The organism is Brevibacillus sp. 7WMA2, assembly GCF_010748895.1.
In the GTDB taxonomy this organism is placed as follows: Bacteria; Bacillota; Bacilli; order Brevibacillales; family Brevibacillaceae; genus Brevibacillus_B; species Brevibacillus_B halotolerans.
Genome location: NZ_CP048799.1, coordinates 3,724,619 through 3,747,861 on the forward strand (window position 1 = coordinate 3,724,619; position 23,243 = coordinate 3,747,861).

Below are 23,243 nucleotides of genomic sequence, written 5' to 3' on the forward strand. Positions count from 1 at the left end.
GTTCATTTCAAAGCGAGAAATTTTTTCCCTTACTTTCACTGAGTTAAACCGTAATTGGACAATTGATGCAATCTATGTATTCTTTTCTTGATAAAGTAATTGATGATTCAGACACTTAGGTGAATCATCATGATTCGAAAAATTCCTTTCTCAACAGTCGTTGCTTCGTCAGGAGACAATGCTTTCCTTACACAAATCTTTGTTTACTATGCATTACTATCTACACTGTACTAAAAAATAAGCTTTGTCAGAAACGTTACCAACAAAAAGAAGCGTCAAAGGAACAAAAATGTTCACTGACGCTTCTTTCATATAAGTACAGGAAAGAAATCAGTAGTACGATTTCTAAGCTTGTGGGATTTTATTTAAAATAAAGGTCTCAACAACCTTTGCCACACCATGATTCATATTTGTATCTGTTACATAGTCCGCTATTTCCTTAATGTCATCTGGTGCATTGCCCATTGCAACACCAAGCCCTGCAAAATTAATCATGGCAAGATCATTGTAGCTATCACCGATCGCAATAACCTCTGCTTGTTCAATTCCTAATTTATGAATGAGCTGATGTAAGCTGGTTCCTTTATCAACACCCGCTTCTGTAAACTCCAAGAAAAACGGCTTCGACCGCATCACACTCAATTGACCCTCTAGCTGTTTTTGCAGTTTCTTTTCCACAATTGCTAGCTTAGTAGGATCGTCTACCATTAGCACTTTTACTACCGGTCGTGTGATGGCTTGCTTAAAGCTTTCTACCTCTTTAATGTTCATTCCCGTAATCTCAGACTCTTTTTGGGTGTACGCAGTAACTGTTTCAGCTACGATATCATCCCCATCATAGGAGAGAATCCCAACCTGTTCTTTTTTACTGATATCGTATAGCTCATGTACGGTTTGTACTGGCAGTGTGCTGCTAAATAACTCTTCTTTTGTTTTCCAGTTTATAATTTTTGCACCGTTGAAGGACAAAATAAAGCTACCGTATTTTGCTAGCTCCAATTCTTCAGCAATATGCGTCATGGCGTACGTGGGACGACCTGATGCAAGAACTACCTTTACTCCGGCTTCTTGAGCCTTCATTAGTGCAATTTTTGTACGTGTTGAAATGGTGTGATCATCTTGAAGCAATGTATCGTCTAAATCGAGGACAATCATTCTATAATTTTGCATGACAAAACCATCCAATCTAATCTAGTTGTATAAATCACTATAATCATATCATTGATATTGTAATTTATGTGTAAAAATAGTTAGATGGATGAGTTTGGCTTCATAGGCCAATATGTTTCCATAAAAAAGAACGCTCCTAAGAGCGTTCTAAGGAGAGATACAATTAAAATCCTGGATCGTATACATACTGAATAGCATGAGGTTTACTAGCTTCTGCGACATGAGAGAAAGAATCAATAGAACCAATAGAAGTTACCAATGCTAAAGTCATGAAAATCGTTATAATTGCCTTTTTCATCTCAATCCCTCCTACGCTAATTAATTTCTTTATTCTTTATAATCCTATTATATACATCTTGAAGCTTCTGTACCATTTGTAAATCTATAGATTTTTCCATAGAGAAATAAAAGGAGAGAATACTCTTCATACAGTCATTAATTTCTTGATAAGCATTTATCTTGCCATAGATCTCCATGCTAGTAAGATAACTATCCAATCCTTCTTGATAGGATTTAATTAAGATTTGATAGTTTGCCTTATTTTGGTAGTACAATCCTATTGAATAATATTTATACGGTGTTTTCGATTCAACCTTCAAAAAGTTATCTTCCCCGGCCACTAATTCTGCAATGGCATCGAAATTTTCCATTTGCAGATACAACTCAATTAACTCATTTACGGCATGAATTCTTGAATCCTCACTCGTATTTTGTAAGCAATCCAGCAATAATGGAATGGCTGCTTCGTAGTCTTTCTTTTTTGCCTTTACGATTGCACCAGTTAATGCCGCGGATTCATGCACAAAATGGAATGTAAATGTTTTATAGGTAGAAAGATGTTTTTCGACTTCTTCATATTTGCCTGATAATAAGAGAGCATTAATCATAGCGAGATAGGCTCTAACCTTTAATTCATTTATGGTGTGATCTCGCAAAAGCCCCATTTTTGTTAATTCAATACATTGCTGATATTTTTTGATAGCAAATGCGTGCAAACCCATCCTAAAATAGAAAGTGATTTTTTCTTCCTCGGACAAAAAGTCTGCATAATGAATAATTTCTTCCCCGATTTTAAAAGACTCCTCTAAATTTTTGAAATCCTGTCTCTCTATTAGGTATCTTTGTAGGGATGGTTTGGCTATATAATTTGGGATTCCATGTACTCTAGCATACTTAATGATAGCGCTATAGAGAATAAGTTTAATCTCGTCGCTAGTGATGCTATTGCATAGGTCATAAAGACGTTCTAAAGCTGTATATGTATCTTCTTGGGGATTTTCAAGAATTTTTTGTGCAACCTTACTAATTAGCGTTATATTAGATAGTTCAATCATTTCTAAAAGAAGTTCATATAAAATTTCTACACGCTGTTGTATTTCGATATAATTCGCTATTATCTCTTCATATGGCAATACTAGTACAGTAGTGATTGCCTTAATGGTTCGAAGCTCTGGTCTCTTGGTTTCACATGATTCAATTTTAGAGAGTACGCCCTTACTAACCCCTGACAGCCTTCCCAATTCTGATAAACTCAAATTTGCTTGTTGTCTTTTATTTTTTATTAATTCACCTAGAGAGGAGTAAAGTACTGCTTCATTTCCTTCCATCATATTCCCACCTTAGGACATAATTTCTCAGGACAATATTCGACAACGGTATTCTGTTCCATTCATTACTCCTCTATAATTCTAGTTTAATTGTATATTATTGTAAATATAAATAAAGATTAGTGGATAAATTATTGTTAAATAAGTAATTTATTAATGAAAATTAAAGGAAAATTACCCTTTATTAGTTAATTGCTTCATCTATCTTTTGCTATTGCCTGTTTTAATCGAGAGTAATGGATTTGGAAAGGTTTACGCTGCCCTTCTTTCCGAATAATACCTTCTGCTGTGAAATCCTGTAATAATCCCGTCACAGTCTCACGAATACTGCCCATCATTGTTGCTAATTCTTGATGCGTAACAGCTATATCAAGCTGAATCCAATCTTCTTCTTGATGCAAGCCCTCTCCCTTATATATTTTAACTCCGAATTTATCCGATAGTTTATTTAATAAAAATAGAAGCCGTTTTCGAACACTTCCATATGCCATATATTCAAGCAGCTCCTCTACCTCCTGTAAACGTTTGGACAAAATTTCAATAAACTTTAACGCAATATCAGGCTTTTTTTGCAAAAAGTTCTCAAACTCAGTTTTATCAATCGTACAGATCAAGGAGTCCTCCCATGTTTGGGCAAATAGATTTTCAGACCCTGTTGTAAACGTACCCACTTCCCCAAATATATGTCCGACACCTAATACATCAAGAGTTAGTTCACTGCCTTCTGACGTTATCTGATATAAGCGAACCTTTCCCGCTTTGATTAGATACAGGAATTTTTGAGATTGATGCGGGGTTGTAATCAGTGTTCCTTTTTTCATAATTGTAATCGGGGCAACAGGTTCGATTTTTTCTAATTCTTCTACCTCAAGCTCACTAAATAACTGTATTCTTGATAAATATTTTATTTTCTCCATACAATACCCCCAGAATTTGTCAATGTAGTCTAGACTACATCTTTTTCATCAAAACCTGAGTATACTCTCCTACAAAGACATCCCATCTTACCTATCTTATCAGAGGAGGGCACCATCATGCATTTCACTATTTTACTTTTCCAAATTGTATGTATTGGTTTGTTTTCCGTTTCGATTTTCAACAAATTCACAAGTTCAAAGACAATGGTTCAGCATTGGAATGACTATGGCTATCCAATGTGGCTCATGTACGTCACAGCCACTTGCGAATTAATCGGATTTATTGGAGTAATCGCTTCCTTTTGGATACCGGCGGCCTTGAAGTTTTCGGCTTCTATTTTTATTATCATTATGATTGCCGCTCTGTACGCCCATATCATTAGAGCGAAGCATAAACCAATCACGTCACTTCGAGCTGTTATTGTACTTATCTTATGTATCATAGTGGTTTCCGGGTAAAATAGTAGCTGTATCTAGCGTATTGCAAAAAAAATTGAAGGTTAAACACGTTTTTCGTAACATTGGTTTTTCATAAACCTGCTAATCCTGCTATAATCTCTATTAATAAACAATAAAGCGAAAGTCAGAGGGTTCCGACTTTCGCTTTTCTTATGGAGGTTACTATGAGATTGCATAGGGGTGAAACTCTATTTCGCCAAGGAGAAACCGGCCCGCTGTATCATCTGAAAAGCGGCCTGTTAAAAGTAATTCGGATTCATGAGGATGGAACGACAACTTTAGTAAATATCATTGTGCCTAATGAAATCATCCCACACCATTCTCTTATTAGTCCAAATCCTTATTTCGGTACGGCTATCGCACTTATCACTTGTGAGATCGAGGTTCTTAATGCGCGGGAGTGGTATCAACAGCTACAGAACAACCCGGACAGATGCCGAACCATTGCCTTACAGCTTCAGGAAAAGCTCCGTATGATGCAGCATCGGATCGATCAATTAACAGAAGTATCGGCCGCCGATAAATTGCGAAAGCTCCAAGCTTGGTTTGAGTTCTATATTGCTCCCACCACTTTGACCGAAGTGCTTACACAGGATGAGATCGGGCAATTTATCGGACTGCGCCGTGAGACTGTAAACAGATTATTGCGTGCTCAATCTGCCTCGAAACCGGATTCATAGTCCTACAGGCTATCAGCAGGGCCAAAAAACTCAAAATGAATGTCTGCTTCCGCAATTCCGTATTCCTTCAGGGTATGGTTCACCGCCTTCATGAAGGGAGTCGGACCACAGAAATAGAAGCTGGCATCTTTAGATGGAACCATGTGCTCTAATGTAGAGATATCTACATAGCCTTCTTTATGAAAAGCGTTTGTTGCTCTGTCATAGTCAGTTGGTTTGTCATAACACCAATGAACAGATAGTTGTGAGTGCTGGCGAGCTAGCTCTTCTACATGCTCTTTCATCGCGTGCACCTGCCCACTTTGAGCCGCATGAATGAAGGTTACTTGGCGGTTCGGATTCGTCTCTACAAGTGTGTTAAGCATACTAACTAAAGGTGTTAATCCAACCCCACCGCTGATCAGGACGACAGGACGAGCATCTTTTTGATCTAAAACAAAATCCCCTGCTGGTGCCGAAAGAAATAAAAGATCTCCTGGGTTAACCTGTTCATGTAGATAGACAGATACCTTACCTGGAGGCTGATCCTGATTGCCATCCTCTCGTTTAACAGAGATGCGATAGTAAGACTTGCCTGGCGCATCAGATAAGCTATATTGACGAATATGGGTATTTTTTTCACCAGGAATGTCCACTTTCACACTAATGTATTGGCCTGGTTCAAATCCAGCGATAGCTTTTTCATCCTGTGGAACAAGATAGAAGGAGGTAATAACATCACTCTCTTTTACCTTTCTGTCCAACTTAAATGCTCTAAAACCTTCCCAGCCACCCTGCTGTTGTTCAGCTTGCTTATAAAACTCAGCTTCTACACCAATAAAGGCCTCTGCAATTACACCATAGGCCTCTGCCCATGCCTGCAAAATCTCGTCTGTCGCCAGATCGCCAAGTACATCCTTAATCGCAGCAAGCAGATTTTCTCCAACAATCGGGTAGTGCTCTGCCTTAACTCCAAGACTACGATGCTTATGACCAATCTGCTTTACAACAGGAATAATCGTTTCTAATTTGTCTATATATTGGGCGGCAGCATACACTGCATTGGCTAATGCCGTCTGTTGTCTCCCTTGCTTCTGATTGGCATGATTAAAAATATTTAATAGCTCTGGATGTTTTGTAAACAATAATTGATAAAAACGTTTTGTAATATCGACTCCATGTTTTTCTAATACGGGTACCGTAGATTTAATGGTTTGAATAGTCTTTTCACTTAGCATCTTGATTACCTCACTTTCGTTTTGCGTGGTATGACCTCAGTATATAGAGTGAGAAATGTCACCCTGTGTGATCGAGATCACTGTAAAAGGCACAGATTTGCGAAGATAACTTCTTCTAGCAAGTTGCTATGTATCAATATCTGAATGAAAATGGAACAAATGTTGAGTTAATAGCCTCTCATCGTAGCTACTATCCCTATCAGTTATCCAATTATTCAGCTATTTTCGCAGGGAGTGTAATGACGTGTAGTAGCAGGCTCCTTATTTATTCTTTACTAATTTATGTAAAATTATAATTGATTCGCCTTCCTGTTGCCTCTTTTCAATGATGACTTCCTCCCCAGTCACACATCAAATTGTTATACCTACATTTGCTATTTACGGTGCTGAGCATCATCTTACAGATGAAGAGGTAGAACAAAGTGCTAGAGATCATGTAAGACATATTCTAAAATCTTAATTCGTATTTTTGCCACCTCTATTTTTTGACATCATATAAAACAAAAACAGCCTATTTCACCTTTTTGAGGAGTAAATAGGCTGTTTTTATTACCTATTTCTTTATATCGCTCACCTTTACCAGTTTTCCATCTTTATAGCCAATGATGCACGCTTCCAGCACATCTCCCTTACCAACGCCTGTCTGAATTACCTTCATAGCATGGTTAAAAGCAAATATTTGTTGCGTCTTGTCATTGTAGACAACATCCTGCTCACGCCAAAGCTCTTTTATGTCTTTTGCATCAAACAATTTAAGGGTGCTAATTAACAGGTTTCTTTGTTTGCGTTTCTTCTGATCCACCTACCTATTTTGAATATTCACATAAATAATAAGATAACTTCGCTTTTATTTTTATCTACCTACAATATACTATATAATTTAGCTTTTACCGATGATTCTTCCTACCTCATGTAAAAAACCCCTCTGTCCAGCGATAGAAGGGGATACTTGCTTAAACATGCACCTGATGTTGCTGCTACTCTATTTCATGAGAAAACAACGGAAGCTCTTGTAAAAATACAATATCACTCCGCTCGGCTGCCTTTCCCTCAGCAAGAATTGCCGCTCTAGCTACCACAATGCCGCCAGCTTGAATGACCAAATCCTCAATAGCCTGCAACGACTTACCGGTACTAATTACATCATCAATGATGGCAACTCGTTTTCCTGCGATTTCACTGGCGTCCGCTCCGTCTAAGCAAAGAACTTGCTTTTTCTGAGTAGTGATTGATTCTACTTCATTAATTAACGGCGTTTGCATATAAGGCTTTGTGCTTTTTCGAGCAACATAGTACTTCTTCATTTTAAGCACGCGCGATACCTCATGAATGAGAGGAATTCCCTTGGCTTCTGCTGTAATAACTACATCTACTTCAGGAAGCTTTGCCGCAAGAAGTGGGGCTACTGCTGTTACCAGCTCTGTATCCCCAAGAATGACAAAGCTGGCAATGCTGAGTTTTTCTGTTATCGGAATAATTGGTAAATGCCGAGTAATCCCTGCTACCTCTAACATATAAGTCTTTTCCATGAAACTCCCTCCTACATCCCAAATAAGCTGATTAATGCTCTCATTAATAAGCCTGCTAGCATCCCAAAGAATGGATCAGAAATCGAGGTAACCACCATGGTTACACCACCTACCAGGCTAGAGGAAGCCTCTCCGCCAGTCAATGCAGATATAGCGTTGGTGGGTACAGTTACAATTGCACCTAACACAAACAGAAATCCAGAGATAGATTCACTAGGAATATAACGACCGATTTTGGGCAACAAGCCAGCTAGAAGAATTCCCGCCATTACTACCATCATCAGGACACCTGAGGCAACAGGATGTGGAGCGCCCGCTGTAGCAGAAATGATCGCTTCGACAGGAGCCCCGCCAAATAGAGCAGACACCATGTCCGCTACACTGCTAATTACGCTAAGCGTGTCAATGTTCACATCCGTCTTAGCAATTTCACCATTAATTTGGCCAAAAGCAATATTTGCGCCAATATTGAGACAAACCATCGCCATAGCGCCTCGTAAAATACCTGCTGAAAACCTTGGTTTTTGAAAAGCAAAGCGGTCATTTTCCAGCGGTTTGATGGTATTACCCTGTTTAAGAAGCAGCGAAATGAGACTAGAAATAAGAACGGAAATCGTAACGGTATAGACCAGATCTCTTGTTACAAAATAGGTGAGTAACCCTGTACTCATCGAAACGATTCCAACAGGCATATTATTGCGAGCCATATCCCAAGAAACACGCGCTAGCATAATACCAACGCCAGCCATCATTCCACTTGTAATGACAGGTCCGATGAAGCTTACGATTTTCTCTAAGAAGCCGAATAGACCGATCGTGGCCATAATTGCTCCGCCAACAAAAATCATAGATAACCTATCCCTCATCGTTTTTCCCAAAGTTCCAGCTAATGCAATCGTCTCGACCTGATAAGATACAACCGCTACAGAGCCAGTAATTGCGTTTCCAGTCGCACCAATTAAGAACGCCAAAGCTGTAGGTACGGAAGCAAAACCCAGAGATAGTGCTAGTAGACCCTGCGGTAATCCGTTGAGTACGACGCTAAGTGCCGCGATAATATCTTTCCATTCCATTTCTGACTTTCTCCTTCTGTTATATGAAATGAATGTCACACCTGTAAAATATCATAAAAGACGATCAATATCAAACAAAAACTTTAAATAGTTCGTGTTTTGGTATATTTTAAATAAAAAATTAGCTTTATCATTCGTATTTTAAAGGTAAAATTAGAATTTATTGGGTTGATCTCACGTATTGAACATAGGTAGATTTATTTAGCTTTAGGGTACATACAAGCGTTTTTGGTAAAAAAAATAGCCAGATGAATAACTGGCTATCTCGTGCCTATATTACGATTTGCTAGTGGTAACGACTAATGGCTCATCTAGCCTCATTATTCCAGAAAAAAAACCCATGATCCCTATCTATTCTAGAGATCACAGGCTTTGTAATTGGTTAGATATCCATGAAGACCTACTAGATTGTGATGTGGTGTTTACCTCAACTCACTTCGTCAAGGTAAACACCCTGCTCATCCTGAATCAATCAGTAGTTTAAAACGTGAGACGTTACTTAACACATGATTCTCATTTGGAAGTGCACAAATACCTATCAGATTTTACACCCAAAACTACGTTCTTGTGCCCTTACATACTAATTACCAACAGCTAGGATGATGTGGTTTTCTAACTGGTCTTCTTCTTTTTTTCTTAACAAAGCATTTACAAACCAACTCTACCTTCTTCTTAGGATGGTGATGGTGATGATGATGACAGCTAGGATGATGTGGTTTTCTTCTTTTTTTCTTAACAAAGCATTTACAAACCAACTCTACCTTCTTCTTCTTAGGATGGTGATGATGATGACAGCTACTCATGTGTCTCACCTCCTTCGTCTGACTTACTATATACTATGTTGTCGTTCGCAACTTGTACTAGTCAAAAGACTTTTCTTTGCTAAATTAGATATATGTGAAGGTAGAGTCATTTAGAGATTCTAAAAACGAAGCGCTCGGGAGCAAAATGAAGACCGTTGAATCGTAATCTAAGGTTATTAAAAAAGTCTACGAGGACTCACTCGTAGACTTTTTGCCGTGCGTTTATATAGATACGCCTTACATTTCTTTATCCTTTTGATTTAAAATGTTATCCTCCAGCACAGCGAACTTATCTCCATATTCCTTGATAATATGCTTCTCTCCCCACACACATAAGGAATCTAATATCGGCTTTAAGCTCCACCCGTACTCACTTAGTTCATACTCCACCTTTGGAGGAACCTGATTATAAATAATTCGATTTACAATACCATCCTGCTCTAATTCTCTAAGCTGTTGCGTTAACATTTTTTGTGTAATGCCAGGCATAACCCGTTTTAATTCGCTTGTGCGTTTTTTCCCATGTGTTAAATGACAAAGAATTACACATTTCCATTTTCCACCTATAACCTCTAAGGTAGCTTCGACAGTGATATTATATTTTTTCTTAATCACAGCTTATTCCTCCTAAACACACCCATGGAAACTTTTTAGTACCTATATTACTTTTTAGTAAGTATGTAACTTTATTGTTTGTATATTACTTTATAGTGCGTACTATTCATTTTCATTATCTTACATCATAATAGCATGTACCGGCCGGTCATACCATACTGTAGGAGTGGAGTGAATGTTATTAGATCAAAAAAGAAGCACGTTGGCGCTCCTTGCGTTAGCGATTAGTGCATTTGCAATTGGAACAACAGAATTCATCAGTGTGGGACTACTTCCGCTTATCGCTGATGATTTAAATATATCTGTCTCAACATCCGCGTTAACCGTTACTTTATATGCATTAGGAGTTACCTTTGGAGCACCGATTTTAACCTCTCTAACCTCTGGCATCCCTCGCAAAGCCTTATTATTGTGGATCATGCTAGTGTTTATTGTAGGAAATACTCTTGCCGCCACTGCGAATGGAATTGTCGTATTGCTGATAGCAAGAATGATTTCCGCGTTGTCCCATGGTGTATTTATGTCAATCGGCTCCACTATCGCTGCTGATCTGGTACCAGAAAATCGCAGGGCTAGTGCAATCGCCTTTATGTTTTCAGGACTTACAGTAGCGACCGTCACCGGAGTTCCTTTAGGCACATTTATCGGACAGCAATTAGGTTGGCGTGCTGCTTTTATTGGAATCGTCGCAGTTGGCATCTTAGCTTTCCTAGCCAATATCATTTTAATTCCTTCCGATTTGCGTAAAGGGACCAAAACACCGCTGCGAGAACAGCTTACACTGATTACTAATGGAAGATTGCTTCTTGCCTTTCTCATTACCGCTATTGGGTATGGTGGCACTTTTGTCGTCTTTACGTATTTATCACCATTACTTCATGAAATAACTGGCTTTAAGGAAACGACCGTTGCCATTATTCTTCTTGGCTATGGAATTGCTATTGCGATTGGAAACATCATTGGTGGAAAGGCAGCCAACCGCAAACCTATTTCCGCCTTATTTTATATGTTTACTATACAATCCATCATACTCTTCGTCTTAACGTTCACCGCCCCGTTTAAAGTTGTCGGATTACTAACAATCCTGCTCATGGGCTTGTTAGCTTTTATGAACGTGCCCGGATTGCAGGTCTATGTCGTCATGTTAGCTGAACGTTATGCACCGAAAGCAATAGATGTAGCTTCGGCTATGAATATCGCCGCTTTCAACGCAGGTATCGCAATCGGAGCATACCTGGGCGGACTCGTTACTGACAAGCTTGGACTGATTCATACCCCCTGGGTAGGAGCATTGATGGTTTTAGGAGCCGTACTTTTAACAGGTTTGGCTCGCGCCTTGGAAAGAAAAGATAAGACTACCAACAAGAATGAGCTTGCTCGCCTGTAAAAGTCTATGTTTTCATGATCGCTTTTGATTAAAAGGAAGGGACTCTCTTGGCGATATTTTTGTTACTGATCATTTGTACCGCGTTTTTCCAGTACATCATTATGTAAAAAATGACATAGGAGGCTATTCATATGGCAAAAAATTTACAGGATACAACAGCACTACACAACGGTATTAAAATGCCTTGGTTTGGAATTGGCGTATTTAAAGTAGAAGAAGGCTCTGAGCTAGTAGCAGCCGTCAAATCAGCTATTAAGCATGGTTACCGCAGTATTGATACGGCTGCTATATATGGAAATGAAACAAGTGTGGGACAGGCGATCCACGAAGGCATTCAAGAAGCAAACATCTCCAGAGAAGACCTCTTTGTGACCTCAAAGGTTTGGAATGCCGATCTGGGATACGAAGCCACCCTGGCTGCCTTCGAAACAAGTCTAAATAAACTCGGCTTAGAATACCTCGATTTGTATCTCATTCATTGGCCTGTGAAAGGTAAATATAAGGAAGCTTGGCGAGCGTTAGAGAAGCTCTATAAAGATGGACGTGTAAAAGCAATCGGGGTCAGTAATTTTCAAATCCATCATCTTGAAGACCTGATGGGGGAAGCTGAAATAAAACCCATGATAAACCAAGTGGAATTTCATCCATATCTGACGCAAAAGGAATTGATTACCTTCTGCCGGACGCATGATATTCAAATGGAAGCATGGTCCCCATTAATGCAGGGCCAATTGTTAGATAACCCGGTATTACAAGAAATTGCTGATAAGCACGGTAAAACAGTTGCTCAGGTCATCCTTCGTTGGGACCTCCAGCATGGTGTTGTCACCATTCCGAAGTCCACTAAGGAGCATCGAATTGTTGAAAATGCATCCGTGTTTGATTTCGAGTTAACACAAGAAGAGATGAATCGCATTGATGCTTTGAATCAAAATCATCGAGTCGGTCCCGATCCGGACAACTTTGATTTTTAATTTTGTAAGAGAAAACGTAGTAAGCCGCCATTTCTTTTTTCGGTGAGAAATGGCGGCTTATTATTTTGCATGACCAATACACGTAAGCTTTTTTTCGTTTACAGTACAAGGAAGAAAATGAGAGTAACAAATAAGCAAGTAACCCTTAAAGAATACTCATTAATAAGAAAATATTGATTTTTTAAAATATATATATTTATCTTATTCTTCAATAGTGATATCGTAATGTCATCAGTAATAATATGGAAAAAACGATAGTTAGGTGGTTCTAACATGAAGAGACTAAAAATTATCTTACTTTTATGCTTATTATCCCTTTCAATAATATTGCTAAATGGATGTGAGCAAATAAGTAATAATGAAACCGCACTTAATTCAACAGAAATTGAACAATTTAATGATAAGTTTTTACATATTAAAGCTAATTTTAAACAAGAGGATTTCATTGAAGTTACTGATGACTGGGATATAAGAAATTTGGTTCCAGAGTTGCAAGGAGAGCCTCGGGACAAGCACTCTCAATTCAGAGAAACGAATAAAACTCTCGTTTACAAAAATTCCAAAAATGGAGTTATTGTCATGGTCGGCATTAGCCTTAATCCTCTAAAAAATTCTGAATGGAGAAATGCCTTACATTATTCTCCAAGCTTTTATAACGCAAAAGAGGAAGAAAAAGGTATTACAAAAAATTACAGTGATATTTTCCCTAATACTACTTTAACCATTTATAACTTTACAAGCAAAGGAATGAATATAAGTATTGCATCAATTTCAGATCGTTCGAAGATTCCCGATCCAGACGATATCCATTCTAACTTTTTTGCATCATTAACGAAATTTATAAATGATCAAATCTAACTTTGTGATTATAGCGATTCTTGCTATAAAATATAATTTTTCTATCATTCAAGCAAGCTTCCTCTGTAATATGGAATAGCTCCGAAATAATACCTCCATGTGTCCTCCTTTTACCATATATTTGTCCCCATCCAATGCAAATACGCTATGCACCATAACAATACCGTCACCTACATAGCTATTTATCGGGTTCAATATCGTTTTGCTGATGCCCAGTTTATCCAAAGATCCATGAACCATTTGAAGATTTTGAATGGTACTACTCTCTATTCCCGCAATAAGTGTAACAGCAATATTTCGTTTTGAAATGATCTCTTGCGTTGCATTTAATTCATCAAGAAAGGCATTTTTCACATGCATACGTCTATATGGGATAAAGCGTGAGTACCCTCTATCATCCTCTAACAAATAATCACCATAATCCCTAGAAGGTACACAGTCTAATAAGCTTGGAAAACAAGTATGTATGGCCCTTAGTGGATTGGCTGGGTTCATCCCTTGCAAGTAGCTCAAATACAGATTCATATAAATTGAAACAACATTTATATGAGATTCTGACCTATTCTCGATAATACCTCCTGTCCAGTAAGCATAATTAGCTGGTGATCCTGCATTAGGAGAACATAGAATAATAAGCTGTTCAACATCATCCTGATAATAATTGCTCTGAACATAAGCTCTAGCCACAAGCCCTCCCATACTGTGGCAGACTAAATTAACTTTACTAGCACCTGTTCGCTGTTTCGCTTCTCTTATGGTTTGAACAAGATAAGTGTGAGCCGAACACGGGATTGGTTGTCTCCAATCATAAAAGGCAATAAATAGCGTCAAATTTCTTTGATAGCCCATGCTCTCTAATACATGGATAAATGGTTTATATATTGCACCAGAAATACCAAAGCCCCAAGTTCCTGTCCCGGGAATAATCTCATTACTCATTGAACCAAATAGTCCTGGAATAAAGATAAGAGGTGTTTTGTGTATACGATGTATTTGCATAGTTTCCCCCCTCTATTTTTGTAATTCCATCATTGTCGGGCAAATGTTACCTGCTCCAAAGAGGTAAAGTAACTGCTTTATAAGCTATGCATCAATTCGTCAGGTTAAGAAGTAATACTCACCTTTTGAGGGATGTTTATTTAGAAAAATCCTGTAGAAATGTTGTTAAATCAATTTCTTTCCTTATATAAAAACTCATATAGAAAATGTATGCCTCATTTTCAGAATGACAATCAGCTACCTTTTAGAATACTTTTTTCAAATCCGCCAACCATAACCTAGGGTAAAAACACCTTGTTTAGGATGTGCATGCCATGAGTCTTCCCTCTCTTTCACATAAATGTAAAAAACCAAACTTTCTCGTACTGCTCGTGGATGAGGAACGATATCCCCCCGTTTATGAACAGGAGGAATTAAGAAAATGGCGCCGAACAACTCTCATTACACAGGAGCTTTTAAAAGCTAATGGTATGGAATTTCACAGACATTACATTGGTAGTGCAGCTTGCTGTCCTAGTCGGGCTACCTTGTTTACCGGTCAATATCCCTCTTTGCATGGCGTTAGTCAAACGGTCGGAGTCGCAAAGGAAGCCTTTGACTCTGATATGTTCTGGCTAAACAGAAACACAGTGCCTACAATGGGAAACTATTTTCGTGAAGCAGGATATCAAGCCTATTACAGAGGAAAATGGCATATATCCTATGAAGATATAATCATTCCCAGTACACACAAAAGCGTCCTTAGCTATCATCCCATAACCGGTATACCTGATCGTCAACAGGAAGATTTGTATTTACATGCTAACCCGCTGGATAGCTTCGGTTTTTCCGGCTGGATTGGTCCAGAACCCCACGGTAAAAATCCGCGTAACTCCGCTTCATCCGCTGCTATCGGCCTCAGTGGCAGAGACGTGGTCTACTCTTCAGAGGTGGACCTTATCGAGTCTCTTGATCGTGAAAAATGCCGGGATGGGTTAGGAGGAAATTCCAAACCAATCATTCTGCATACATTTTTTGGAATAAATTCATTTACATATGGTATAATTTAATAAATTAAGCTTACTAGGGGGGTTAAATGTTAGAATACGGAAATTTAACGACAGAATCAGGTAGTATAATACTTCCAGTAGTAAGTTTTATAATTTTGTTGTTCGTTGTAACAATAACAATTATTGTAATTAATAATCACAAAAAAAATACAAGAAAACTCAATGAGATTGAAAAAAGGATTTCTGAGATTGAAAAAAACATTCCAAAACAAATAGAACGCTGATCAAATATGGATCAGCGTTCTATTTGTTTCAATTTTACCAACTAGCCGATGAATAATATCTATCATTTTCAACATTTAGTCTTAGTCTACTGATAACGGAACCCGCAGGTGCTACATGGGTAAATGTTAAGGTTGCAGCCGCTGGAGAAATCTTTTCTAATTCAACTTCACGATTTATAGTAAGACTCTCTCCACTAGAATAACCATAAAGAATAAGGATTCCATTTATAAATGATTAAAAGAAGAAAATGACATTTCTTTTAATATAAAAATTTCTCACAAACAGCGAAGTAATCATTTATCAATCGCAAAAATTACAAAAATTCTTGAAGAATTAATAATAGATAGATTGATTTATTTTTTCTTATTAGAGTGCTTTGGAAGGAATTTTTGAAAGATCGAGATAGAATTGGATTAAGTTATAGATAATCTTAGGTGTTCTTATAAAAATCAGGTACTAATATCCAATGATAGTCATATAATTAGCCTTTTATCAAACAACAAAGACAGTCCAAAACTTTTTAAAGTAAGTTTCGAACTGTCTTTGCAGTTATAGAAAAAGCTTTTTATTGAGTCATCCCCATCATTTGTTTCATGTCCTCCTGCGCATGTCCGATCAGTTTAACATTAAACAAATCCTGCAAAACGGTTAGCACGCCTGGCTGAATAAATTCAGGCAGCTTTGGACCAATTCGAATATCCTGGATTCCCAAGCTGAACAACCCGAGCAGGATAGCCACTGCTTTTTGTTCAAACCAGGAAAGCACAATACTAACCGGCAAATCGTTGACCTCGCAGCCAAATGCGTCTGCCAAAGCGGCTGCAATCTTAATTGTAGATACAGAGTTATTGCACTGCCCTAAATCAATGTAGCGAGGAATATCGGTTCCTGGCACTGTTCCATAGTCCACATCATTAAAACGGAACTTTCCACAGGACGTGGTAAGAATAACTGTTTCCTTTGGTAAAGAAGTGGCCAATTCCCGGTAATATTCGCCGCCTTTCCCCGGTGCGTCACAACCTGCGATTACGAAGAAGCGTTTGATCTTGCCTGCTTTCACAGCATCAATAATCTCTGGTGCAATCCCTAATACCGTTTCATGATGGTATCCAGTAGTTAAAGTGTGATCTGATTGGATATTTGCTTCTGGCAGGGAGAGTGCTTTTTCGATCAGTGGAGCAAAATCGTCGTTTTCAATCTTAGTCACTCCCTCCAATCCAGCGACATCGTAGGAATAAAACCGGTCAGCGTAACTGCCTTTTATCGGCATAACGCAGTTTGTAGTCGCAAGAATCGCCCCTGGAAACTCTTCAAACAGCCGTCGTTGGTCGTACCATGCTTTGCCGATGTTTCCTTTTAAATGCGGGTATTTTTTCAAGGCAGGATATCCGTGAGCAGGTAGCATCTCGGAATGAGTGAAGATGTTTATGCCCTTTCCCTCTGTCTGTTTCAACAATTCCTCTAGTGCAAATAGATTATGTCCAGTAACCACAATGCATTTGCCTTCAATTTTATTTTGCGATACGGTCACAGGCTGCGGAATGCCGAAGTGCTCGGTATGTGCTTTGTCCAATAGCTCCATCACCTTGATCGCGGCTTGACCTACCTTCATCGCCATTTTTAGATGATCATCCAGATTAAAGTTAACGTTAGTCAAAGTAAAATATAGCGCTTCCTGAGTGATGCCATCCACTTCAGAGTCGATATAACCCAGTTGGCGAGCATGGGTTGCATACGCTGCAATCCCTTTTAACGCAAAAACGATCGTGTCTTGAATGCTAGCCAATTCCTCTGTTTTCCCACAGACACCGATCACCTTACACCCACCGCTCGGGGTTTGTTCGCATTGGTAACAGAACATCACGATCTCTCCTTTTCTCTTTTACTCTTTATGAGTTGATTATAAAAATCAGCCGTTCTATTCGATGTGATGCGGCTCACATAAAGGGTGGAGAATCGGTGACAAGCGGGTGGAAAAAATTTATAAAGCTATCCGTAGCCTCTCACTGCGAGTATGAAAAAAGAACCTTCGATCCAAAGATAGATCAAAGGTTCTTTTTTTCCTTGCCAATAATACCTATTATTTACGTAGCTTTTTATTTTCCCCCTGTTTTTCCAATAATCTCTGTTCAGTCTCTTCATCATAGAAGCAATTATCCATTAATGAAAAATGTTGCTTACCCTTTTTCATTACATATCTTTGTTTCTACATCCAAAGAATTAGCTAAAGGCTGGTTCTTTTTCACTTAGACCAAGCGTCTGCGCTGTTGAAGCAAGAATCTCTTGGAAAAACTCTGGGTTTTCCACTAGTGACACGCCATAAGAAGGAATCATTTCTTTAATTTTCGATTCCCACTCGTTCATATGTTGCGGGAAGCATTTTTCTAATACCTCCAGCATTACGTGAACGCAAGTAGAAGCACCCGGAGAAGCGCCTAGCAATGCAGCTATCGAGCCGTCAGCGGCACTAACCACTTCCGTACCAAATTGAAGTGTTCCTTTACCGCCAGCCTCAGTATCTTTGATAACTTGCACACGTTGGCCCGCTACCACGATATACCAATCCTCGCTTTTAGCGCTCGGGATAAACTCGCGCAAGTCTTCCATGCGCTTTTCATTCGATAACATAACCTGCTGGATCAGGTATTTTGTCAATGACATCTCTTTTACGCCCGCTGCCAACATAGTGAGGACATTATTCGGTTTTACGGAGCCTATCAAATCAAAATTGGAACCCGTTTTTAGGAATTTTGGTGAGAAGCCGGCAAACGGTCCAAATAGCAATGTTTTTTTGTTGTCGATATATCTTGTATCAAGATGAGGAACGGACATTGGAGGAGCCCCAACTTTAGCTTTACCGTATACTTTAGCGTGGTGCTTCTCTACAACTTCCGGATTGTTACATGCCATAAATAATCCGCTTACCGGGAATCCTCCAATATGTTTTGACTCAGGAATACCGGTTTTTTGGAGTAAAGGCAGACTTCCGCCGCCACCGCCGATAAAGACGAATTTTGCTGTATGGTGTTGGATTTTACCGCTATTGATATCATGCACTTTGACTTCCCACAAGCCGTCGCTATTACGCTTAATATCCTTAACGGTGTGCTTGTAGTTAATCTCGACATTTTTACTCTGTAAGTGGTCAAACAGCATACGTGTTAAAGCACCAAAGTTGACATCTGTTCCAGAGTCAATTTTGGTTGCCGCTATCGGTTCATTTGACGTACGCCCCTCTATGATAAGCGGAATCCATTCCTTCAGTTTTTCAGGATCATCGGAAAATTCCATCCCTTGGAACAACGGATTTTGTGAAAGCGCTTCAAAACGTTTTTTCAAAAATGTTACATTTGTTTCCCCTTGAACCAAACTCATATGAGGTATTGGCATGATAAAGTCCTGTGGATTACGAATCAGATTGCTTTCTACAAGGTAGGACCAAAACTGTCTGGAAAGCTGGAACTGTTCATTAATTTTTATCGCTTTTTTAATATCTATAGATCCGTCAGATTTTTCGGATGTATAGTTAAGCTCGCACAGTGCGGAATGACCTGTACCCGCATTATTCCATTCGTTAGAGCTTTCTTCCCCTGCTTTTGCAAGTTTTTCAAACACTTTGATTTCCCATTCGGGCGCTAACTCCTTGAGCAATGATCCCAAAGTCGCGCTCATGATTCCAGCACCAATTAAAATAACGTCTGTTTTTTGCTGCATGTTGCTCATTGTAATCTCTCCATCCCCTATATTGGCAAAAAAGAGTAGGCGCTTCGGCTTAGTTGTCACCAAAGCAAGGCGCCACCTAGGAATACACCTTTTCTGTCTCAATTATAACCATACCATAGTCTATTATAATTATTTATAGACCAAAATATCTACTATTATGATAATTATAAACCATTTAAGGCTGGTAAAAAAGTAAGAAGTCCGTCACAAGACTCAGGGAACACATAAAAAACCAAGGCCTTAACCCAGCTTCTTGCAAGGGGTAAGGCTTTGGTTTGCCGTTATTGGTGAATAGACATTCTCTAATTTTTGTTGTTAATTGCGGTATGGTTCTTCGCTGTTTTTTTTACTGGTAAACCTATTTTTCATCGATTCAAAAGGATACTTGTCTCAGCTTCTTTCTGTATTTCGACACCTGGATTTCTTTAATTACAGGCCGAATCAATACCTAGAAACGATTGCGCTCTGACAAGGTATGTACAAAGTCCATGAAACAAAAGACCCTTATGATGGAGCAGGTATTGCATGTAATATCGATGTGCAAGTTCCGCAATGTGACCCTAGTCTTCCCAGAATCTCTTATCAAGCCTATCCAGCCGTTCTGTCTCTTCCTCGGTATGCGATACTGATTATTGCGATATTCTTTGGATGTATGAAAGTCCTTTTGACGTCTAACTAGAATACAGGGAACAATAGGTGTGTGCAAAGTTCCCCGTCAGCAGATCTTCCTTCCGAATATAAAATTGCAGTTCTCCGGCATCCCACCAGCAAAACCCGACCTCCTGATCTGAGTCTAGCGCCAGTAGTAAAAGCGTATCGCGGACTTCCTGCTCCGCCTTGTCTGAATCGCTGTTCAAATGCGCCGTTATCTGCTCCATGGCCACCTTCACGGAATAGTTATATTCCTTACCGGTCAAAAGCCGAAGTGCCGCTTCGTATTCGCAATCTCCATGCTGGGTTGCCGGATAACCGAACAAGACTGCAAGGTCTCTTGAGTTCCCTTTGGTCAACTCGAAGCATAACTCTTCGTATTGCTCGTAATCATGCTCATCATCCTCCACCTGCTCGTACTCCACATAGCCGTAATTGGGCGGCTCAATCGTAGCTCTGGGAATCACCCGGTAACCGGCAAACTCTTCCACGAGCGCCGTCACTTTGGGTGAAGGTTGACGCTGGGCTTCCTGCAGCTTCTCCTCTTGTAGATACAGCACCTTGTGTTCGATATGATAAGAAGGTTCATCCACCCCAAAGAAAAAATAAAGCATGCCTCCCGCTGGAAGCAGAGAAGACTCATCATGAGACGCCAATTCACGCAGACCGCAACTGAGCCAGAAACGTCATGGGCGTCCCGTTAGAATTAAGCGGCCATTCCACGTTAGGCGGTAGTTCCGGATCGCCCTCTATGCGGGAAGAGCATATATCCTTATAATTCTCTATCTCTTTCTTGGACAAGCGAATGCCTTGGCGCACAGACTCCTCCAAATATTCCATCGCATGTTCGAACTGATTCTCCCGAACAATTAGCTCTCGCTTAACATCGCCTTCACCATCCTTGTTATTTGAGTATATAATTTGAACAAATGTTCTGAATCAACGTATACATAGGCATTTCAATTGTATCATAAGGAAAGGAAGAGTAACTCTCCACGTTGTTAGTAATCCAGATGCTTCACGCTGTAAATCTTCAATCTCGTATTGCTTCCAGTCTCAGGTGTCCGTCCTTTTGGTTAGTCAACTGATCGAAATATTCAGGCTGTTCGAGAAGCTTATTTACTTCAATTACTACTTGCGGGTCGGTAGTGCGGGAGCGTCTTAACTCGTCAGCCAGTTGCCGTAACTCTCGTGCTTTCTGACAATAGTCTCTTACTTCCTCTACTATCGCCTCGTACTCTACTTGCGCCTGTGTAATTAAACCTACCTTTTCCTATGCTTGTTTTGCCATTTTCCTTTTCCTCCTTTTATTTTGGACATGCAAAAAAGGCTCATTCCTCCTTATCGTTCAAGTTGGAATAAGCCTTTGAAAGTTTACCAAGTGTGTGTCAAGATTTTTATTGTTTGGTTATTGGTTTTATTGTACGATCCTGCTTCTAAGATGTAAACCTGCAAGTAAAATTTATCGTTAACCAAAGAAAAACATTTTAAGCTCTCTTTTAAAACTATGGACTTTTTTCAATTTACCTCTTAAGTAAACTGTTTATGCATGTTCAAATTGCTCTTTTAGAATTTCGGCATACACATACTCCAAGTACAAAGTCAGATTAGTGAACATCACTTGAATATCATCATTTGACATTGTTACATCAAAGTAGTGGATACTTTTTTGTAATATATCTACTTTACCAGTTGCCTCTTTTCTTCCCCTCTGGATGTGCTTCACAAATATACGTGGATCCAATTGCTCTATTTTATTGCAACAATAATCTATAAACCCTTGTAAGGATTTACTTTTTTCATCGATTGTCTGATTATCGTCTTTTAAAACTTTAGAAGCAAACATTCTGAAAGAGTACTCAAGGAACATTCGACTTACGATGTTAATAAAGAAAGAATACTTCCCATTTTTATTTTCAGTTGCTAAGAAGTACATCAGTGATTTTATTTTTTCTGAATGATCAAAGGTCAGTTGACCATAATATTTATCAAAAAAAGTCTTTGAAAGCACCGTTTGTGGTTGTACAACTACAGAAGAATATGTTTTTGTCGGTTTAATTGCAATTTTCAAGCTATCTTGCCAATATATTAATTCTCTAGAATGTTCCATATAGTATATATAGGTGACATAATATTCACCTGCTATATTATTCGGTTGAACAATTTTATTGACTATAGTCAAATTAGGGCAATCTATAACAAGCAACTCAGGATCAAACTTCTCATCATTTATCAATTCAAGTTTTTCCATTAAATCAATTGTTTGATTAGTAAAGTATGTTTGTTTACTGTCTTCTTTCTTTAAACTAATCTTTAGAGACTTATCAGTACGTTCATCACTCTCTACTGTACCCTCTTTACTATCATCTTTCTTTCCTTCGGTATTTTGATCTTCAGTACTTGTAGGATTATCTTCCTTCCTATCCTCTTCCTTAGAATCATCATTAGTATCTGTATTGTCTGTGTTCTCTTCTGTTTTTGCACTATCTATCTTACTTTGATATTCTTCAATTAATGGGATAAAAAAGTCCTCAATTTCTCTCGCTTTATTAAATAAGCGAGTTAACGCTACTTCTCGCTGATTACTTTTTTCAATACTCTTTTCAATTAAATAATTAATGAATTCGATTTTTTCCTTTGAAATTTTAGAGCTATCTTCTCCATCTAACTGAAGTGCCTTTTTAACTTCTCTATTGTTAAAAAATCTCTGTATGGTAGTATAGCTTATTTTCCTAGTTATATCTTCTTTAAGAAATTTTTCAGTTAACTCGGCGATTATCAAGGCAATGGAATTTTTCTGTTTTAGTCTTTTTTGGAATACACCTTGTTCCCTTGGTGTCCACGCTTTAAGTCCTCTACCTTTATCTTCTCCAGAATGCGTCCTCTCCATAATTAATAATGCGTCTTCTTCGTTAGTAACATAGCAATATATTTTTGTAGAATATACTTCTGTTTCTTTTTTTATTAAGTTTTCGATTCTTTGTTTCAAAGATCTATCAATTGTATTAAGAATCTCTGGGTTACTAAGAAACTTTAGGCACGCAACCCGTCTATTACCTTCATATACAACATATTTTCTTTTTTCTGGATTAAAAACTAGTGTGGGTAAGTTAGATCCCATCAACCCATTTTCATATATATCTTTTGCAAGATTATACATATACTGGGACCCTACTTTGTTAATTAGCTTCTTTATAGTATCGATTTCGTTAGTACCTACATCATGCCTAGGATTCTCCGCATAGTTTAAAATATTGGATATATCTACGGTCTTATACTCACTTTTAGTACTCATGACAACACCCCG

Annotated in this window: 21 protein-coding genes and 1 pseudogene; 7 read left to right on the forward strand and 15 right to left on the reverse strand. The window is 38.6% G+C overall.

Features of this window, described 5'->3' with window-relative positions; translation table 11 throughout:
• Positions 1-345: 345 nt before the first annotated feature.
• The 4 genes from GOP56_RS15600 to GOP56_RS15610 form a co-directional block, all read right to left on the reverse strand.
• A complete protein-coding gene (locus GOP56_RS15600) occupies positions 346-1,170 on the reverse strand; it encodes a Cof-type HAD-IIB family hydrolase (protein ID WP_022586045.1) in 825 nt (274 codons plus the stop codon).
• 163 nt (positions 1,171-1,333) lie between these two features.
• Positions 1,334-1,468, reverse strand: a complete 135-nt coding sequence (locus tag GOP56_RS24210) for a hypothetical protein (protein WP_003334051.1) — start codon at positions 1,466-1,468, stop codon at positions 1,334-1,336.
• A gap of 16 nt (positions 1,469-1,484) precedes the next feature.
• Positions 1,485-2,780 (reverse strand): helix-turn-helix domain-containing protein, encoded by a 1,296-nt coding sequence (locus GOP56_RS15605; RefSeq protein ID WP_163246012.1) that lies wholly within the window; start codon positions 2,778-2,780, stop codon positions 1,485-1,487.
• A gap of 194 nt (positions 2,781-2,974) precedes the next feature.
• Positions 2,975-3,694 (reverse strand): Crp/Fnr family transcriptional regulator, encoded by a 720-nt coding sequence (locus tag GOP56_RS15610; RefSeq protein ID WP_163246013.1) that lies wholly within the window; start codon positions 3,692-3,694, stop codon positions 2,975-2,977.
• Between the two features lie 117 nt (positions 3,695-3,811).
• Between GOP56_RS15610 and GOP56_RS15615 the strand changes: the two genes are divergently transcribed.
• Positions 3,812-4,153 (forward strand): DoxX family protein, encoded by a 342-nt coding sequence (locus GOP56_RS15615; RefSeq protein WP_163246014.1) that lies wholly within the window; start codon positions 3,812-3,814, stop codon positions 4,151-4,153.
• Between the two features lie 164 nt (positions 4,154-4,317).
• Positions 4,318-4,833, forward strand: coding sequence for a Crp/Fnr family transcriptional regulator (locus tag GOP56_RS15620; RefSeq protein ID WP_003342946.1), 516 nt, complete (start codon positions 4,318-4,320; stop codon positions 4,831-4,833).
• A 2-nt stretch (positions 4,834-4,835) separates the two neighbouring features.
• Here GOP56_RS15620 and hmpA read toward each other — a convergent pair whose 3' ends face one another.
• The 5 genes from hmpA to GOP56_RS15645 form a co-directional block, all read right to left on the reverse strand.
• Positions 4,836-6,050: an NO-inducible flavohemoprotein gene (gene hmpA / locus GOP56_RS15625; RefSeq protein ID WP_096886337.1), complete on the reverse strand. Its 1,215-nt coding sequence runs from the start codon at positions 6,048-6,050 to the stop codon at positions 4,836-4,838.
• Between the two features lie 553 nt (positions 6,051-6,603).
• Positions 6,604-6,852 carry a hypothetical protein gene (locus GOP56_RS15630; RefSeq protein WP_163246015.1) on the reverse strand — a complete coding sequence of 83 codons (249 nt, stop codon included), beginning with the start codon at positions 6,850-6,852 and terminating at the stop codon, positions 6,604-6,606.
• Between the two features lie 175 nt (positions 6,853-7,027).
• Positions 7,028-7,579 carry a phosphoribosyltransferase family protein gene (locus GOP56_RS15635; protein ID WP_163246016.1) on the reverse strand — a complete coding sequence of 184 codons (552 nt, stop codon included), beginning with the start codon at positions 7,577-7,579 and terminating at the stop codon, positions 7,028-7,030.
• Between the two features lie 11 nt (positions 7,580-7,590).
• Complete coding sequence (locus GOP56_RS15640; RefSeq protein WP_163246017.1) at positions 7,591-8,652, reverse strand: SulP family inorganic anion transporter; 1,062 nt, start codon at positions 8,650-8,652, stop codon at positions 7,591-7,593.
• Between the two features lie 1,040 nt (positions 8,653-9,692).
• Positions 9,693-10,067: a winged helix-turn-helix transcriptional regulator gene (locus GOP56_RS15645; protein WP_035301640.1), complete on the reverse strand. Its 375-nt coding sequence runs from the start codon at positions 10,065-10,067 to the stop codon at positions 9,693-9,695.
• 178 nt (positions 10,068-10,245) lie between these two features.
• Between GOP56_RS15645 and GOP56_RS15650 the strand changes: the two genes are divergently transcribed.
• From GOP56_RS15650 to GOP56_RS15660, 3 genes are all read left to right on the forward strand, one after another.
• Positions 10,246-11,457 carry an MFS transporter gene (locus GOP56_RS15650; protein WP_163246018.1) on the forward strand — a complete coding sequence of 404 codons (1,212 nt, stop codon included), beginning with the start codon at positions 10,246-10,248 and terminating at the stop codon, positions 11,455-11,457.
• A gap of 131 nt (positions 11,458-11,588) precedes the next feature.
• Positions 11,589-12,431 (forward strand): aldo/keto reductase, encoded by an 843-nt coding sequence (locus tag GOP56_RS15655; protein ID WP_163246019.1) that lies wholly within the window; start codon positions 11,589-11,591, stop codon positions 12,429-12,431.
• Positions 12,432-12,704: 273 nt separating this feature from the next.
• Positions 12,705-13,289, forward strand: coding sequence for a hypothetical protein (locus GOP56_RS15660; protein WP_163246020.1), 585 nt, complete (start codon positions 12,705-12,707; stop codon positions 13,287-13,289).
• Positions 13,290-13,337: 48 nt separating this feature from the next.
• Here the strand turns inward: GOP56_RS15660 and GOP56_RS15665 are convergent, their stop codons facing one another.
• Positions 13,338-14,288 carry an esterase/lipase family protein gene (locus tag GOP56_RS15665; RefSeq protein WP_163246021.1) on the reverse strand — a complete coding sequence of 317 codons (951 nt, stop codon included), beginning with the start codon at positions 14,286-14,288 and terminating at the stop codon, positions 13,338-13,340.
• Between the two features lie 314 nt (positions 14,289-14,602).
• On the opposite strand from GOP56_RS15665, the pseudogene GOP56_RS15670 reads away from it, so the two are divergent.
• Together GOP56_RS15670 and GOP56_RS15675 are read left to right on the forward strand one after the other, a co-directional pair.
• A pseudogene (locus tag GOP56_RS15670) lies at positions 14,603-15,250 on the forward strand (sulfatase-like hydrolase/transferase); the annotation flags it as partial.
• Between the two features lie 113 nt (positions 15,251-15,363).
• The gene (locus tag GOP56_RS15675; RefSeq protein ID WP_035318980.1) at positions 15,364-15,561 is read left to right on the forward strand and encodes a hypothetical protein; all 198 of its coding nucleotides are present in this window, start codon (positions 15,364-15,366) and stop codon (positions 15,559-15,561) included.
• A gap of 566 nt (positions 15,562-16,127) precedes the next feature.
• Here the strand turns inward: GOP56_RS15675 and hcp are convergent.
• The 5 genes from hcp to GOP56_RS15695 form a co-directional block, all read right to left on the reverse strand.
• Entirely contained in the window at positions 16,128-17,423 is a 1,296-nt protein-coding gene (gene hcp / locus GOP56_RS15680) for a hydroxylamine reductase (protein ID WP_035318981.1), read from the reverse strand.
• Positions 17,424-17,782: 359 nt separating this feature from the next.
• Complete coding sequence (locus GOP56_RS15685) at positions 17,783-19,285, reverse strand: malate:quinone oxidoreductase (RefSeq protein ID WP_003334032.1); 1,503 nt, start codon at positions 19,283-19,285, stop codon at positions 17,783-17,785.
• A gap of 671 nt (positions 19,286-19,956) precedes the next feature.
• Positions 19,957-20,550: a DUF1963 domain-containing protein gene (locus tag GOP56_RS15690; RefSeq protein ID WP_254068429.1), complete on the reverse strand. Its 594-nt coding sequence runs from the start codon at positions 20,548-20,550 to the stop codon at positions 19,957-19,959.
• 43 nt (positions 20,551-20,593) lie between these two features.
• On the reverse strand, positions 20,594-20,755 hold the full coding sequence (locus GOP56_RS24010) for a DUF1963 domain-containing protein (protein ID WP_254068431.1): 162 nt from the start codon (positions 20,753-20,755) through the stop codon (positions 20,594-20,596).
• A 724-nt stretch (positions 20,756-21,479) separates the two neighbouring features.
• Positions 21,480-23,231 carry a hypothetical protein gene (locus tag GOP56_RS15695; RefSeq protein ID WP_163246023.1) on the reverse strand — a complete coding sequence of 584 codons (1,752 nt, stop codon included), beginning with the start codon at positions 23,229-23,231 and terminating at the stop codon, positions 21,480-21,482.
• Positions 23,232-23,243 lie beyond the last annotated feature (12 nt).

Bases quoted from the DNA above. Each gene is read 5' to 3' on its own strand.
- GOP56_RS15600 (WP_022586045.1), bottom strand. From the start codon at position 1,170: ATGCAAAATTATAGAATGATTGTCCTCGATTTAGACGATACATTGCTT.
- hcp (WP_035318981.1), bottom strand. From the start codon at position 17,423: ATGTTCTGTTACCAATGCGAACAAACCCCGAGCGGTGGGTGTAAGGTG.
- GOP56_RS15615 (WP_163246014.1), top strand. From the start codon at position 3,812: ATGCATTTCACTATTTTACTTTTCCAAATTGTATGTATTGGTTTGTTT.
- GOP56_RS15605 (WP_163246012.1), bottom strand. From the start codon at position 2,780: ATGATGGAAGGAAATGAAGCAGTACTTTACTCCTCTCTAGGTGAATTA.
- GOP56_RS15690 (WP_254068429.1), bottom strand. From the start codon at position 20,550: ATGCTTTATTTTTTCTTTGGGGTGGATGAACCTTCTTATCATATCGAA.
- GOP56_RS24210 (WP_003334051.1), bottom strand. From the start codon at position 1,468: ATGAAAAAGGCAATTATAACGATTTTCATGACTTTAGCATTGGTAACT.
- GOP56_RS15635 (WP_163246016.1), bottom strand. From the start codon at position 7,579: ATGGAAAAGACTTATATGTTAGAGGTAGCAGGGATTACTCGGCATTTA.
- GOP56_RS15610 (WP_163246013.1), bottom strand. From the start codon at position 3,694: ATGGAGAAAATAAAATATTTATCAAGAATACAGTTATTTAGTGAGCTT.
- GOP56_RS15675 (WP_035318980.1), top strand. From the start codon at position 15,364: ATGTTAGAATACGGAAATTTAACGACAGAATCAGGTAGTATAATACTT.
- GOP56_RS15620 (WP_003342946.1), top strand. From the start codon at position 4,318: ATGAGATTGCATAGGGGTGAAACTCTATTTCGCCAAGGAGAAACCGGC.
- GOP56_RS15695 (WP_163246023.1), bottom strand. From the start codon at position 23,231: ATGAGTACTAAAAGTGAGTATAAGACCGTAGATATATCCAATATTTTA.
- GOP56_RS15660 (WP_163246020.1), top strand. From the start codon at position 12,705: ATGAAGAGACTAAAAATTATCTTACTTTTATGCTTATTATCCCTTTCA.
- GOP56_RS15655 (WP_163246019.1), top strand. From the start codon at position 11,589: ATGGCAAAAAATTTACAGGATACAACAGCACTACACAACGGTATTAAA.
- GOP56_RS15685 (WP_003334032.1), bottom strand. From the start codon at position 19,285: ATGAGCAACATGCAGCAAAAAACAGACGTTATTTTAATTGGTGCTGGA.
- GOP56_RS15650 (WP_163246018.1), top strand. From the start codon at position 10,246: ATGTTATTAGATCAAAAAAGAAGCACGTTGGCGCTCCTTGCGTTAGCG.
- GOP56_RS15640 (WP_163246017.1), bottom strand. From the start codon at position 8,652: ATGGAATGGAAAGATATTATCGCGGCACTTAGCGTCGTACTCAACGGA.
- GOP56_RS15665 (WP_163246021.1), bottom strand. From the start codon at position 14,288: ATGCAAATACATCGTATACACAAAACACCTCTTATCTTTATTCCAGGA.
- hmpA (WP_096886337.1), bottom strand. From the start codon at position 6,050: ATGCTAAGTGAAAAGACTATTCAAACCATTAAATCTACGGTACCCGTA.